The organism is Stenotrophomonas sp. 169 (genome assembly GCF_014621775.1).
In the GTDB taxonomy this organism is placed as follows: Bacteria; Pseudomonadota; Gammaproteobacteria; order Xanthomonadales; family Xanthomonadaceae; genus Stenotrophomonas.
On the sequence record NZ_CP061204.1, the window covers coordinates 136,182 to 149,926 of the forward strand.

General features: G+C 67.7%; 12 protein-coding genes. 10 read left to right on the forward strand and 2 right to left on the reverse strand.

Annotated features, from left to right (window positions below; all coding sequences use genetic code 11):
- Positions 1-64 precede the first annotated feature (64 nt).
- A complete protein-coding gene (locus tag ICJ04_RS00535) occupies positions 65-700 on the forward strand; it encodes a tetratricopeptide repeat protein (RefSeq protein ID WP_188325639.1) in 636 nt (211 codons plus the stop codon).
- 178 nt (positions 701-878) lie between these two features.
- Here ICJ04_RS00535 and ICJ04_RS00540 read toward each other — a convergent pair whose 3' ends face one another.
- Complete coding sequence (locus tag ICJ04_RS00540) at positions 879-2,363, reverse strand: AAA family ATPase (protein WP_188325640.1); 1,485 nt, start codon at positions 2,361-2,363, stop codon at positions 879-881.
- A 126-nt stretch (positions 2,364-2,489) separates the two neighbouring features.
- On the opposite strand from ICJ04_RS00540, the gene ICJ04_RS00545 reads away from it, so the two are divergent.
- The 9 genes from ICJ04_RS00545 to ICJ04_RS00585 all read left to right on the forward strand — a co-directional run bounded on the left by ICJ04_RS00545 (position 2,490) and on the right by ICJ04_RS00585 (position 11,964).
- Positions 2,490-3,122, forward strand: a complete 633-nt coding sequence (locus ICJ04_RS00545) for a ParA family protein (protein WP_188325641.1) — start codon at positions 2,490-2,492, stop codon at positions 3,120-3,122.
- A gap of 37 nt (positions 3,123-3,159) precedes the next feature.
- The gene (locus ICJ04_RS00550; RefSeq protein WP_188325642.1) at positions 3,160-3,636 is read left to right on the forward strand and encodes a histidine phosphatase family protein; all 477 of its coding nucleotides are present in this window, start codon (positions 3,160-3,162) and stop codon (positions 3,634-3,636) included.
- A 112-nt stretch (positions 3,637-3,748) separates the two neighbouring features.
- Positions 3,749-4,246: a YceI family protein gene (locus ICJ04_RS00555; protein ID WP_223203096.1), complete on the forward strand. Its 498-nt coding sequence runs from the start codon at positions 3,749-3,751 to the stop codon at positions 4,244-4,246.
- A complete protein-coding gene (locus tag ICJ04_RS00560) occupies positions 4,243-6,327 on the forward strand; it encodes a phospholipase D family protein (protein ID WP_188325643.1) in 2,085 nt (694 codons plus the stop codon). The genes ICJ04_RS00555 and ICJ04_RS00560 overlap by 4 nt, the downstream gene beginning before the upstream one ends.
- A 12-nt stretch (positions 6,328-6,339) precedes the next feature.
- Positions 6,340-6,774 (forward strand): hotdog fold thioesterase, encoded by a 435-nt coding sequence (locus tag ICJ04_RS00565; RefSeq protein WP_188325644.1) that lies wholly within the window; start codon positions 6,340-6,342, stop codon positions 6,772-6,774.
- 538 nt (positions 6,775-7,312) lie between these two features.
- Complete coding sequence (locus ICJ04_RS00570; protein ID WP_188325645.1) at positions 7,313-8,104, forward strand: lysophospholipid acyltransferase family protein; 792 nt, start codon at positions 7,313-7,315, stop codon at positions 8,102-8,104.
- 115 nt (positions 8,105-8,219) lie between these two features.
- The gene (locus tag ICJ04_RS00575) at positions 8,220-9,155 is read left to right on the forward strand and encodes an alpha/beta fold hydrolase (RefSeq protein WP_188327148.1); all 936 of its coding nucleotides are present in this window, start codon (positions 8,220-8,222) and stop codon (positions 9,153-9,155) included.
- A 119-nt stretch (positions 9,156-9,274) separates the two neighbouring features.
- Entirely contained in the window at positions 9,275-11,344 is a 2,070-nt protein-coding gene (locus tag ICJ04_RS00580; protein ID WP_188325646.1) for a tetratricopeptide repeat protein, read from the forward strand.
- An 11-nt stretch (positions 11,345-11,355) separates the two neighbouring features.
- The gene (locus tag ICJ04_RS00585; protein ID WP_188325647.1) at positions 11,356-11,964 is read left to right on the forward strand and encodes a YbhB/YbcL family Raf kinase inhibitor-like protein; all 609 of its coding nucleotides are present in this window, start codon (positions 11,356-11,358) and stop codon (positions 11,962-11,964) included.
- A 919-nt stretch (positions 11,965-12,883) separates the two neighbouring features.
- Here the strand turns inward: ICJ04_RS00585 and ICJ04_RS00590 are convergent.
- A complete protein-coding gene (locus ICJ04_RS00590) occupies positions 12,884-13,702 on the reverse strand; it encodes an META and DUF4377 domain-containing protein (protein ID WP_188325648.1) in 819 nt (272 codons plus the stop codon).
- Positions 13,703-13,745: the final 43 nt, after the last annotated feature.

Here is a 13,745-nt window from a genome sequence, read left to right on the forward strand (position 1 = left end):
CGGGACCGAAGTCCGGTTAGGATCGGGGCGTGGGAGGTTGTTGTTGCAACCTGGGGAAAACACGATGTCATTTGCAAGAAAGTTCCTGGCCGGCATGTTGCTGGCTTCGGGGCCGGCCGCTGCATGGGCCGCGCCCGCATTGCCTGCACCGCAGGAGTTCTATTTCGACGCCGATGCCGCCGCTGCACCTGTGCAGGTGGTTCAGGGCGAAGGCGATGAGTTGGTCAGTCAGTTGCTGCGCCAGCGCGAACGCGGGCGTAAATCGCTGGAAGCCACGGTGCAGTTGGCCGGTGTGGCCATTGGCCAGGGCCGCGCCGAGCTGGGCCAGCAGCTGTACGCCGAGGCGCTGCAGGCGGCACCGGCGGCCTCGCCGTCCGGCCGCATGGTGCGCTGGAACCACGGCTGGGATCTGTACCGACAGGGCCAGGCGGACGCCGCACTGACGCAGTGGCAGGAAGCGGCCAGCGGGCTGCGCGGCAACCCGTCGTGGGTGCCACCGACGTACGCCTTGGCGCTGTGGCAGATCGGGCAGAAGGACGATGCGGTGAAGTGGTACGCCGCGGCGGTCCGCACCGAGCCGGCGCGCTGGAGCACATCGGCCAACTACGCCGCCCTGCTGCCAACGTGGCGCGACAGCGAGCGCGAGACCCTGGCGCAGGTGCAGAAAGCCTGGGCCACCAATCCCCCGGCGTGGCCGTAACGCGCAGGACGGCGGGGTAACGGCGACGGTGGCGGCGACGGGTAGAGCCGACGGGTAGAGCCGACTTCAGTCGGCTGGCATTCGCACGCCAACGGCAGCGGACTGAAGTCCGCTCTACCAGAGCCCACCGCAGGCCAGAGCAGCGGGCACACCGCGACCGGAACGGGCCGGCGGCGCCTCAATCGTCGGCATTCACCGTGCGCGCCGACGCCCACTCGCGCAGGGCGTTCACCTGCTCGGCCATCAGCACGGACAACGGGCGGCTGCCGCGGATCTCCGCCATCAGCAGCGGCGTGTCCAGTGGGCGTTGGTCGGCATGCGCGGCGTACATGCCTGCCACGATGGCCTGCTCGATCTCCGCGCCGGAGAACCCGTCCGCTGCCGCTGCCAGAGCCGGCAGGGCGAAATCGTCGGCATTCAACTGACGTCGCGCCAAGTGCAGGCGCAGCAGCTCCACGCGCACATCCGGGCTGGGCAGGTCGACGAAGAAAATCTCATCGAAGCGGCCTTTGCGCAGCAGCTCGGCAGGCAGTTCGTGCACCTGATTGGCGGTGGCGACGATGAAGACGGGCGCCTTGCGTTCGGCCATCCAGGTCAGCAACGTGCCCAGCACCCGGCGGGACACGCCACCGTCGTCCCCCCCCGTCGCCAAGCCCTTTTCGATCTCGTCGATCCACAGCACGCAGGGCGCCAGCTGCTCGGCCGATGCCAATGCCTGGCGCAGGTTGGATTCGGTCTCACCGTGGTACTTGTTGTACAGCGCGCCCACGTCCATGCGCAGCAGGGGGACGCCGAACCCGGCGGCGGTGGCCTTGGCCAGCATCGACTTGCCACAGCCCTGCACGCCCAGCAGCAACATCCCGCGTGGCGGGTCCAGGCCAGCCGGCGCAGCGCCAGCAAGGAACGCGATGCGCCGCTGGCTGATCCAGCGCTTGAGACGGTTGGCACCGGCGACATCGGCAAAGCGTGCCGTGTCGTATTCGTAGAACAGGTGTCCGCTGCGGTTGAGCAGCTCGAACTTCAGCTTGGCCAGCTGCGGCAGGTCGTCATCACCCAGGGCGCCGTCGGCGTAGATCAGCTGGCGGGCAATCCGCCGCGCATCCACCAGGCTCAGGCCCTGCAGGTTGCGCAGGATCTTCTTCACCGCCTCGCTGTCCACCTCCACCCGCCGTCCACCGTGCTCGCGCGCATACCCGGCGGCCTCTTCGCGCAGCATCTTCAGCAGCGCATTGGCGTCGGGCAGGCGGGGGTTGAAGCGGGTGGCCAGGGCTTCCAGCTCCGGCGGCAAGGTCACTTTGGCGCCGATCAGCACCAGCACGTGCGGTTGGCTGTGGCGACGCTGGATCAGATCGCGCAGCGCGCGCTGGTGGCTCGCGTAGCCCAGGTACGGGTGGAAATCGAGCAGCAGGTAGATGCCGCGCTGGTCGGCCTGCTGGATCATCTGCAGCGCCGCGCTGGCGTCGGGCGGCCCCACCGGCTCGTCTTCGCGGTCCAGGTCGATGCGACGCAGGCCCTCGGTGATCGACCAGCGATGCAACGCACGCCACACATGCAGCAGCGTCTGCCGGAACAATTCGATGATGCGACCCTCGTCCTGGGTCTCGATGACGATCAGGGGCGTATTGGCGCGGATCAGTGCGCTCAGGTCCTGCAGTTCGCTCATGCCGGTTCGATCCTTCGGGGGCGCCACCATAGCAAAGGCACGGGCCGGGTGGTTCAGCCGCGCGACTATCTCCGTCACCTGCACCGGTGTACGCTCGGGCGACGTTCTCCCGGAAGCGAGGCCTGCATGAAGACCATTCTGGTGGCCGGTTCAAAGGGTGGGGTGGGCAAGACCACCATCGCCACCCATCTGGCCGCGCACGCGGCACTGCAGGGAAGGCGCACGGTGATCGCCGATGCCGACCCGCAGGGGTCCAGCACGCGCTGGGCACAGCGCCGTTCCGAGCTGGAAAGCGCCGTACTGCCGCTCGATGTCTACAAGAAGAGGCAATGGCTGCAGAAGGTTCCCGATGGGACCGACACGGTGATCATCGACGCCCCGGCCGGTGCGCTGGCCGACGATATCCCGCATTTCCTGGACGCGGCCGACGCCGTGGTAGTGCCGGTGCTGCCCTCCGCGCTGGACATTGAAGCCATCGTCGGCTTCCTCAACAGCCTGTCGAAAGTGGCCCGGGTGCACAAGCGCAAGCTGCCGGTCGGACTGGTGCTCAACCGCACCAAGCCATGGACCCAGACCTCGCAGCAGGCCATCCAGATGCTGTCCGAGTGGCCTTACCCGGTGATCACCCAGCTGCGTGACAGCCAGAGTTATGTGGTCATGACCGGCATGGGCCGCAGCCTGTTCGACTACCGCTCGGCACAGGTGCGCGAGCACCAGGCCGACTGGGAACCCCTCCTGCACTGGCTGGACAAGGCATGAGCCGCCTCCGCCACCCCTCCAACAAGGGAAGACTCCGATGCGTGAACTGATCCTGCTGCGCCATGCCCATGCCGAACCGGCCAGCACGGGCCAGGCCGACCTTGACCGCCCGTTGTCGGCGGTGGGTCTGGCCGAAGCCGAGGCCGCCGGCAAATGGTTGAAAGACAACAAGCTGCAGCCCGACTGCGTGCTGTGTTCCCCCTCCCGCCGTACCCGCGAGACCTTGGAAGCCGTGGTCGGTGTGACTGGCTTCTTCGAGCACAAGCTGGAAGACAAGGTGTATGACGCCACGCCCGGTACGTTGATCGGGCTGGTCGATGACCGCAAAGACGTAGAGCGCCTGATGATCGTTGGTCACAATCCCGGCCTGGAGCGCCTGGTCGCCCTGTTGAACACCGGCGAGACCAGCGACTACCGCGGCATGCCGCCGGCCGGTATCGCAGTGCTGCAGTTCCCGAAGGACGTCAGCATCGAACCCGGTGTCGCCATCCTCAACGCGTTCTGGTGGCCGTGATCCGATGACCGCGTGGCAGAGGGGGCTGCTGCTCGCATTGATGGGACTGCCGGCGGTGGTGGCGGCGCAGCCATCTGCGCTGCCTGCGGTGAAGGTGACCCACCGCGCGCCGATGTACCTGGACACGGGCCGCTCCCAGCTGGGCTTCGAGGTGCGCAGCCGCCTCGGCCAGCGCATCGAAGGCAATTTCCCGCAGTTTGAAGGGCGTATCGAGGTGCTGTCCGATGGGCGCCACCAGGTCCACCTGAAGATGTTCACCCGCACGGTGGAGATACCCGGCAAGGTCCGCTACACCGGCTGGATGCGGGGGCCCGACTTTTTCGATGCCGAGCGCCACCCGGTCGTGGAGTTCGACTCGCTGCCCTATGATCCGGCGCGGGTCGACCAGGGCGGTGACATCCAGGGACGCCTGATGCTGCGGGGGGTCAGCCACCCGGAAGTGCTGCGGGTGGAGAAAGCGGAATGCGCCAGACCCGGCTATGATTGCGACGTTGTGAGCCGTGGGACTGTCCTGCGAGGCCGTTACGGCATGGATAACTGGCAGTTTGCCCTGAGTGATCGAGTGACCTTCGTACTGCGCGCGCGCCTGACCGGGGTGCCTGAACCGTGAATCTGATGCTGCGCCTGATGGCGCTGGCAACGCTGTTGCTGGTCGGCGGCTGTGCGTCGCTGTCCAACAGCGAGCGCGCGCGTGCGGCCAACATCGCCGTGCAGGCACGCTCCACCGTCGTCGAGTGCGACCAGGCCGACCGTTGCGCGCAGGAATCACCGCTGCGCGCGCTGGCCGGACGGGCATTCAGCGAATCCGCGCCTGGCCAGCCCCGCCACTACGCCACCATCCTCGATGAAGGCGAAGAAGCCCTGGTCGCCCGGCTGAACCTGCTGCGCAGCGCCACCCGCAGCATCGACCTGCAGACCTACATCTTCGACAAGGACGACAGCGCGCGGCTGGTCCTCGACGAGCTGCTGGCCGCCAGCCGCCGCGGCGTGAAGGTACGCCTGCTGATCGACCAGCTCTCGGCCATTTCCGATCTGCAGATCCTTGGCGCGCTGTCCTCGGCGCACCAGAACTTCGAACTCCGCGTCTACAACCCGACCTTCGGCAAGGCCCGGCTGAATTACTTCGACTACGCCGGCAGCGTGCTGTGCTGCTTCCGGCGCTTCAACCAACGCATGCACAACAAGCTGCTGGTGATCGACGACGCCATCGGTGTGGTCGGGGGCCGCAATTACCAGGACGACTATTACGACTGGGATGCGGAGTACAACTTCCGCGACCGCGACGTGCTGGTGGCGGGGCCGGAGGCGCGGACCATGGCGGCCAACTTCGAGGCGTTCTGGCTCGCGCCGCGCAGCGTGCCGGCCGAGCGCCTGAATGACGTCGGGCGGATCCTGCTCGACAGCGGCCCACCGCAGATGCCGCCGGTCGACTACCGGCGACCGGAGCGCGTGCAGCGCGTCATCGCCGAGGCCACCGACACCGCGTGGATCACCCGCAGCTTCGTCGATACCGCATTGCCGGTGGCATCGGTGCGTTACGTCGCCGACCTGCCGCGCAAGCACCGCCGCGAAAACCCCGAGCATCCCCGCAACGGCCAGCACGTCACCGAGCCACAGCTGGATCGGTTGATCGCCGAGGCGCAGTCCGAAGTGCTGCTGCAGACGCCGTACCTGGTGCTGTCCAAGCCGGCCCGCAAGCTGTTCGCTGATCTGCGCCAGCAGCCTGATCCACCGCGCGTGCTGGTGTCGACCAACAGCCTGGCCGCTACCGACAACCCGATCGTCTATGCGCTGTCCTACAAGTACAAGCGCCGCAACATGCGCGAGCTGGGCTTCAACATCTTCGAGTTCAAACCGTTTCCGCTGGATGCCCCGGTGGACTACCGCAACCTGATGTCCGATCCGATCGCCGGAGACTACCCGGAGGGGCGGCGCGGCAGCATGCTCGGCGGTAGCGCGGCAGGCAGCAACGCGCGCCCGCCCGGCAGTGGTGGCAGCACCCGCTCGGCCGATGCAGGCGTGGGGACAGGTGCCGGCCCGGTCGTCGAGACACCGGCAGCGCGTAGCAATCCGCGCACCGGCAGTGCCTACCAGAATGCCCGCGAACGCCGTCGCGCATCGGGCAGCGAAGTGGAGCGCGACCTGCTGCGTACCGAGACCCGGCCCTCCTTCCTGGGCAGCCGGGCGGTCAACCGACCGCTGCCGGTAACGCGATCCGGTGCCCGCATGGGGCTGCACGCGAAGTCCTTGGTGGTCGACCGCCGGATCGGCGTGATCGGCACGCATAACTTCGATCCGCGCAGTGAAAACTACAACACCGAAGGCGCGGTGATCATCGACGATCCGGTGTTCGCACAGCGGCTGGCTGACAGCATCCTGCGCGATATCGATCCCCAGAATTCCTGGACCGTGGCACCGCGCAGCAAGCCGCCGGTGCTGTCCGGATTGAACTACAGCATGGGCAAGGCATCCGAAGCGTTACCGATCCTGGACTTCTGGCCGTGGCGCTATGCCACCGATTACGAGTTCCAGCCGGGCCCGGACTGTCCCGAACCGCTGCCGCGGCAGCATCCGAACTTCCGTTCCTGCTATACGGCGGTCGGTGACTTCCCGGAAGTGAATGTCGGCCCCAAGCTGCTGCTGGTCCGCATGCTCACCGCCTTCGGTGCCGGCCTGGTGCCCATTCTCTGACTGGAGAGCAGCATGTCATCCATTTTCCGCCAGCCGGTTGTGCTGGAAACGCTCAATTCGCTCAGCGCCAACACGGTGATCCAGCAGTTGGGCATCGTATTCACTGCGGTAGGCGATGACTGGCTGCAGGCCACCATGCCGGTGGACGCACGCACCCACCAGCCTTACGGGATCCTGCACGGCGGTGCGTCGGTGGTGCTGGCCGAAACGCTGGGCAGCAGCGCCGGCAACCTGTGCGTGGACAATGCCCAGCAGGTCTGCGTCGGGCTGGAGATCAACGCCAACCATGTCCGCGCCAAGCGCGAGGGCGTGGTGACCGGGACCGCGCGCGCCACCCATGTCGGCCGCAGCACGCAGATCTGGGACATCCGCATCGAAGACGAACAGGGCCGTCTGGTCTGCACCTCGCGGCTGACGCTGGCCGTGGTCGCTGCCGGTCACGGCTGAGGCATCGCACCGGATATCGCAGGCGGCGTTCGCATTGTGCCGCGCGAGGTTGCACGGGGCTGACGGCGAAGGGCTGCACGTGGCCGCACGTTGCCGTGGGCGTGGGACGGCACTTGGTCGCACGTTGCCGTTGGGGCGGGACTGCACTTGGTCGCACGCTGCCTTTGCGGTTGCCCTGGACTGGACGCACGTTGCCGGTGGCGTGGGATTGCATTTGGTAGAGCCGACTTCAGTCGGCTGCGGTTGCGGTAGCGATTGCTGCCAGCCGACTGAAGTCGGCTCTACCAGGGCGTTGCGGTTGCGGTTGCCGCCAGCCGACTGAAGTCGGCTCTACCCGGGCGTTGCGGTTGTGGTTGCTCCCAGCCGACTGAAGTCGGCTCTACCGCAGGGCGCGGGGGCGCGGGTGCGGACGGAAGAGCTGCCACAGCGGTGCCCACCGCATACTGCAACACACCGTTGCCCGCCAATGGCCAGCTCGCGCAATGCGTTTGGCCACATCGCGCTGGCAGCCACTGCGGCGCTCGGGTATCGTTCCCGCATGAATTCCCCCACTCCGGCCTCACGTGGCGGCGTGGCGCGTGCGTGCCGTTACCTGTACCGCGTTCCGCTGCTGCTGGTCCATCTGCTTGTTTTCCTGCCGCTGATCCTGGTCGGCATGCTGCCGCCGTGGGGCGAGCTGCGCATCGGCCAGGAGCCGTTGGCCTACAAAGTGGTCAACTGGTGGTCGGCCGGCTTGATGTGGATCTTCGGCTTTCGCCTGGTGCGCATCGGCCAGCCCTTGCGCGGTGCAGTGCTGTTTGTCGCCAATCATGTCAGCTGGATCGATATCTGCGCACTGCACAGCCAGCGCATGATGGGCTTCGTCGCCAAGCGCGAAATCGCCGGCTGGCCGGTGGTGGGCTGGTTGGCGGGACGTGGGCAGACCATTTTCCACCAGCGCGGCAGCACCGAATCGCTGGATGGGGTAATGCAGCAGATGGTCGTACGCCTGCGCGAAGGCAAGGGGGTGGGCGTGTTCCCTGAAGGACGCACGCGTGGCGGCCACGACGTGGGCCCGTTCCATGCACGCATCTTCCAGGCAGCGGTGGAAACCGGGGTGCCGGTGCAGCCGGTGGCCCTGCGTTACGGCGCCGGTGGTAGTGCACAGACCATCGTGGCCTTTGGCGCGCGCGAAAGCTTCTTCGCCAACTTCCTGCGCCTGCTGGGCGAGCCGGCGCGCCGCGCTGAAGTGCATTTCCTTGAGCCGATCCGCAGCCAGGACATCGAAGGTCGACGCCGCATCGCCGAGACATCGCGTGCACGAATCCTTGCTGCGATGGGCGGCGCCTGAGCCGACGGTGTCCGTTCCCGCGCCCGCGCTGTCGTTCGATCCCGGTCCGCCGGGACTGCTGACTGCGGCCGATTACCAGCCGCCGCGCTGGCTGCGCAACGCGCACCTGCAATCGATGCTCAGCTCCAGCAAATTGCGCCTGCGCCGTGGCCAGGAACTGCTGGCCGCTACCGGCGCGCGTCATGAAGAGCTGATCGTCGACGCGGGCGAGGGCGTCCGCCTGCAGGCCTGGCACAGCACGATCGAGGGCCGCCCGGCACGGGGCATGGCGCTGCTGCTGCATGGCTGGGAAGGCAGTGCCGAGTCCAGTTACATGCGCATGACGGCAGCCCGCATGCTGGCCGAGGGCTTCGATGTGGTGCGGCTGAACTTCCGCGACCACGGCAACACCCACCATCTCAATCCGGGCATCTTCCACTCCAACCGCATCGAGGAAGTGGTCTGTGCCGCAGCGGACATCGCCCGCCGCTGGCCGGATCTTCCGCTCGTTGCCGCGGGCTATTCGTTGGGCGGCAATTTCGTGCTGCGTCTGGCCCTGCGCGCGCCGGATGCCGGTATTCCGCTGCAACGCATCGCGTCGGTGTGCCCCGTGCTGGATCCTGGCCTGACCATGGACAGCATCGAAAACGGTCCGGCGATGTATGACTGGTACTTCCGCCGCAAATGGGCCGGATCGCTGCGTCGCAAGCGGGATCTGTATCCCGACCTGAGCGACTGGGACGAGCGCGTGCTGCGGCTGGATATACGCGCACTGACCGCCTGGCTGGTGGAGCACCACACCGATTACGGGTCACTGCAGGCGTACTTCGACGGCTACTCGATCGCGGGCGAACGCTTGGCGGGCCTGCAGGTGCCCGCCGATATCCTGATGGCCAAGGACGATCCGGTGATTCCCTTCGTTACCTTCAACGACTGGCACCTGCCGCGTTTGGCGCGCCTGGAAACCGCCGAGTGGGGCGGACATTGCGGGTTCCTGGAAAACTGGCGCGGTGACGGGTTCTCCGAACGCTGGGTCGCCCAGCACCTGGCACAGGCCGCGCTGCCGGTCTGACGGCATGCGGTGGCGGTGGACGCCTCCTGCGGCAGGGCGTGAAGGGATCGGCCACCGCGCTCCGGCCATGCGCGACCGGGGCCGTTACAATGCGGGATTGCTCTCCAGCCGGACCCGCCATGCAAGATCAGATCCTCCAAGCCCTGCGTCGCCAGGACGCCGACCAGGCCGTGCAGCTGGCCAGTGCATGGGCCGTTGCCGAGCCACGCGAGGCGCAGGCCCATCGCTGGCACGCTCTGGCGCTGCAGCAGCAGGGCAACCTGCAGGCCGCCGCTGCCAGCATGCAGACGGGTTTGGACCTGGCGCCGGATGATGCCGACCTGCACCTGCAGAATGCCGGCCTGCTGTTGGCGATGCACCAGTTCGACGACGCGCAGGCCGCGCTGTCACGCAGCAGCGGTGCCAATCCCAACGAGTTGTCCGCGTATCTGATGCAGGCGCATCTCGCGTTGGCGCGCAACGATGTAAACGCGGCGGACCAGCAGGTTCGGCTGGCCGCACGCGTGGACGAAGACAGCCCGGACGTGGCTGCCCTGCGCGGCATGGTCGCGCTGCGCCGTGGTGCCCTTGACGAGGCGCTGGCCCAGCTGACCACCGCCAGCCGAGCGTTGCCTGACGATCCACGCATCCTGTACGCGCTGGGTTTCGCTTACATGGGCAAGGACATGCTGGCCTTCGCCGAGCAGGCCTTCCGTCGGGTGCTGGCGCTCAATCCCGCATTGACCGCATTGCACGGTCTGCTGGTGCAACTGGCACTGCGACAGGAGAATCCTGCGGCGGCGGCGGAGATCGTCGACCAGGCGCTCGCGCAGCCTGGCCAGGACAGCATCCCCATGCGCCGGTTCGCCGCACAGCTGGCGCTGCAGTCTGGTCAACCCCTGCAGGCACTCGAGCACCTGCGTCCGCGTCTGGCCGAAAACGCGGGTGACCCCAAGCTGCTGCAGCTGCTGCTGGGTGCCTGGCAGCGCCTGGGCCGCGATGAGGAAGCACGCACCGAGCTGGACGCCGTGCTGGTCGACAACGATCAGCTGCACAACCTGTGGTTGGCGCGCCTGTCGGTGGAAGCGGTCGGCAGCGAAGGTGCCGTTGCGGTAGGTGATCGCTGGCTTGCTGCCATGCCTGCGCACGTGCAGGCGATGGAGACGCGGATGCGCCTGCATGACATGCGCGGTGAGCACGACGCCGCCGAAGCGATGGCCGAGCGCATCGTCGCGCTGGAACCGGGCCGCATCAGCGGCGAGACCCGCTTGGTGGATGGTTTGGTGCAGCGGGACCCCGACGCCGCGGCCGCACGCGTACAGGCGCTCGTCGATAAAGCCGAAGGCCACCGGCGCCTGGACCTGCGTACCTGGCTGGGCGAAGTGCATGACCGTGCCGGTCGTCCGCAGGAGGCATTGCGGGTGTGGCTGGACCTGCACGCGGAGCTGCTGAGCCAACGCCTGCCCTTGCCGCCGCAGGCCAAGTCGCCGTCCAGCTGGCCCGCACTGGGTGAGGTGGCGGCGGACATCGCGTCGCGCCCGATGTTCATGTGGGGCGCGCCCGGCGCCGGCGCGGAGCGTGTCATGAGCGCGCTGACTGCCGCCACGCCCCTGGTGCGCATCGATCGATTCGGACCGACCCCGCCGGGCGACCCCTTCCAGAACTACAACACCCTGCAGGAACTGGCGAGCGGTGCACTGGAGCCGGATGCACTGGTGGCGCGCTGGCGCGAGCTGCTGCCCGCCCGCGGTCTGGCCAACGACACCGTGATCGACTGGCTGCCGTTCTGGGACATCGCGCTGTTGTGGGCGATGCGCCCGGCGCTGCCGCAGGGGCGGCTGTTGGTCGTGCTGCGTGATCCGCGCGACATGCTGCTGGACTGGATTGCGTACGGTTCGGCCGCGCAGATCGGCCTGCCCAGCCTAGCCGAGGCGGCCGAGTGGCTTGCCCGCTCGCTGACCCAGGTCGCACTGCTGAACGAGCAGGATCTCTACCCGCACGTGCTGGTGCGCATCGACGAGGTACAGAACGATCCGCGCGCGATGGCCGCCTTGCTCAGCGGGGTGTTCGGCGCCGAGCTGCCGACGGCCCAGCACATCGGCCCGCCGCGTCTGCCCAGCGGTCACTGGCGTGCGTACCGCGAGGCGATGTCGTCGGCCATCGAGCTGCTGACGCCGGTTGCGGTTCGTTTGGGTTATCCGGAAGCGTGAGGGCACAGACCATGAAACTGAGCAGCAACAGCCTGCGCGACGGCGCACCGATCGACCGCGAATTCGCCGCCGGCGACGCGCAGGGGTTCGCCCCGGACCGCAATCCGCATCTGGCATGGAGCGAGGTGCCGGACGGCGTCCGTTCGTTTGCCCTGGTCTGCGTGGATCCGGACGTGCCGACCGTGCCGGACACGGTCGGACGCACGGACATGACCATTCCGCGCGACCAGCCGCGCTGCGATTTCGTGCACTGGGTGATGGCGGATATCGCGCCCGACGTGCGCGAACTGGCCGCAGGCAGCTGCAGCGACGGCTTCGTGGTGAAGGGCAAGGCCTATCCGGCCGGCCCGGCCGGTAGTCGGCAGGGACTCAACGATTTCACCGGCTGGTTTGCCGGCAACCCGGACATGGCCGGTGCCTATCTGGGCTACGACGGCCCGTATCCGCCGTTCAATGATGAGCGCCTGCATCGCTACTTCTTCAGAGTGTTCGCCCTGGATGTTGCGACGCTTGACCTTCCGACGCCGTTCACGGCAGGCGACCTGCATCGTGCGATGCAGGGTCACGTGCTGGCGGAAGCCACGTTGCATGGCACGTATACGTTGAACCCCGCACTGTAAGGGGGGGATGGCCGGGCCTGCGGCCCGGCACCCGCTCGAGGCAACGGCAACAGCAACAGCGACGTCAAAGGCTGCAGGGCTGCGTGCAGGTGGGGCGGGATAGGTTGGCGGGGGACGGCAAGGGCCGCATCCATGCGGGCCTCGTTTCGTGCCATCCATGGCACGGGTCCACGTCATCGCATTCGCGCTGCCGCTCCCACGCTTTGCTGCGCAAACCGCGGGCCCCGTCTCACCAGCATCCACACCCCGCCGCTTCGCGGCCGCCCCTGACTCAGGGGCTCCTTCCACCCGACGGGTCAACGGGGCCTGGGGTAGCGCCGACCCATGGTCGGCGGAGTGTTTCCGCCAACGGCCCGCTGCGCTCGCCGACCATGGGTCGGCGCTACCGCTTTTCTTCTCTTTTCATACGCGGCGGGCGGCCACGGAACCTGTCAGGGGGCCGGGCGGTGGGGCTGGGCGGGGGCGTTGAGCGCCATGGATGGCGGGTCCACGTCATCGCATTCGCGCTGCCGCTCCCACGCTTTGCTGAGCAAACCGCGGGCCCCGTCTCACCAGCATCCACACCCCGCCGCTTCGCGGCCGCCCCTGACTCAGGGGCTCCTTCCACCCGACGGGTCAACGGGGCCTGCGGTAGCACCGACCCATGGTCGGCGGAGTGTTTCCGCCAACGGCCCGCTGCGCTCGCCGACCATGGGTCGGCGCTACCGCTTTTCTTCTCTTTTCATACGCGGCGGGCGGCCACGGAACCTGTCAGGGGGCCGGGCGGTGGGGCTGGGCGGGGGCGTTGAGCGCCATGGATGGCGCGAAACGAGGCCCGCATGGACGCGGCCCTTGCCGGTCCCCGCCAAGCCCCACCGCCCGGCCCCAAGCAAGCAGCCTGCTGTCAGAGTCAGCCGCGAGGGGGTCCACCCGTTCGCGCTTACTTCTCGTCCGCCGACTCCACCACCATGTCCAGCACGTACGCCTGCGACGAGGCGTCGGCGGGCGGGTTGTCGATCTTGAAGCGCTTCACGCGCAGCACGTTGCGGATGCCCGCTTCGTGCGTGTACCCCTCGATGCCGTCGTAGAAGTTCTCGAACGCACCCGGCTCGCCCTGCTTCACGCCCTGGTCGTCGAAGCGTACTTCGCGTACCTGCAGGCACTGCTTGTCCTTGATCAGCGGGTGCGGGCACGGCTTGGTCTGCGCTGCCACTTCGAAGAACACCGTCTCACCCGGGCCACCGTAGCGGGTCTCCGCGCTGGCCTCGGGCAGGAAGACCAGCACATCGCCGTTCGCCGGGCGCAGGGTCAGCTCGCCATTGTCGGCGACCTCGGCTTTCACTGCTCCTTGCAGCCGGCTGCTCAGCGCTTCATCCAGTGCCATCACGGCCGGTTCGCAGGCCATGCGCGTGGACGCCATCTGCTGGAAGGTCAGCGTGCCATCGGCCAGGGTGTAGCCACCGCTCATGCGATTGCAGGTGTTGGACACCGCCAGGCGACCGTCGGTGAAGTCGAGCGTGACCGGCTTGTCGGTCTGCGCAAACAGGGCGTCGATGCGCTTGCCTTCCGCGGTGGTGGCGTCCTTCAATAGCCAGTGCTGGCCCTGCAGGCGCTGCGCCTGCAGGTGCGCCGCCGTCTTCAGTGCGGCCGCAGCGGCCGGCGCGCGCGCCAGGTCGTCGGCGTTGCCGGCCGGCGCCGGGTTCTCGCTGCAGGCAGCCAGCAGCATCAGGGGGAGGGACAGGATCAGCTTGCGGTTCATCGGATTCTCCTTGGATGACCTGTTTCAGAACGGATGCGCGTGG

Bases quoted from the DNA above. Each gene is read 5' to 3' on its own strand.
- ICJ04_RS00535 (WP_188325639.1), top strand. From the start codon at position 65: ATGTCATTTGCAAGAAAGTTCCTGGCCGGCATGTTGCTGGCTTCGGGG.
- ICJ04_RS00540 (WP_188325640.1), bottom strand. From the start codon at position 2,363: ATGAGCGAACTGCAGGACCTGAGCGCACTGATCCGCGCCAATACGCCC.
- ICJ04_RS00545 (WP_188325641.1), top strand. From the start codon at position 2,490: ATGAAGACCATTCTGGTGGCCGGTTCAAAGGGTGGGGTGGGCAAGACC.
- ICJ04_RS00550 (WP_188325642.1), top strand. From the start codon at position 3,160: ATGCGTGAACTGATCCTGCTGCGCCATGCCCATGCCGAACCGGCCAGC.
- ICJ04_RS00555 (WP_223203096.1), top strand. From the start codon at position 3,749: ATGTACCTGGACACGGGCCGCTCCCAGCTGGGCTTCGAGGTGCGCAGC.
- ICJ04_RS00565 (WP_188325644.1), top strand. From the start codon at position 6,340: ATGTCATCCATTTTCCGCCAGCCGGTTGTGCTGGAAACGCTCAATTCG.
- ICJ04_RS00570 (WP_188325645.1), top strand. From the start codon at position 7,313: ATGAATTCCCCCACTCCGGCCTCACGTGGCGGCGTGGCGCGTGCGTGC.
- ICJ04_RS00575 (WP_188327148.1), top strand. From the start codon at position 8,220: ATGCTCAGCTCCAGCAAATTGCGCCTGCGCCGTGGCCAGGAACTGCTG.
- ICJ04_RS00580 (WP_188325646.1), top strand. From the start codon at position 9,275: ATGCAAGATCAGATCCTCCAAGCCCTGCGTCGCCAGGACGCCGACCAG.
- ICJ04_RS00585 (WP_188325647.1), top strand. From the start codon at position 11,356: ATGAAACTGAGCAGCAACAGCCTGCGCGACGGCGCACCGATCGACCGC.
- ICJ04_RS00590 (WP_188325648.1), bottom strand. From the start codon at position 13,702: ATGAACCGCAAGCTGATCCTGTCCCTCCCCCTGATGCTGCTGGCTGCC.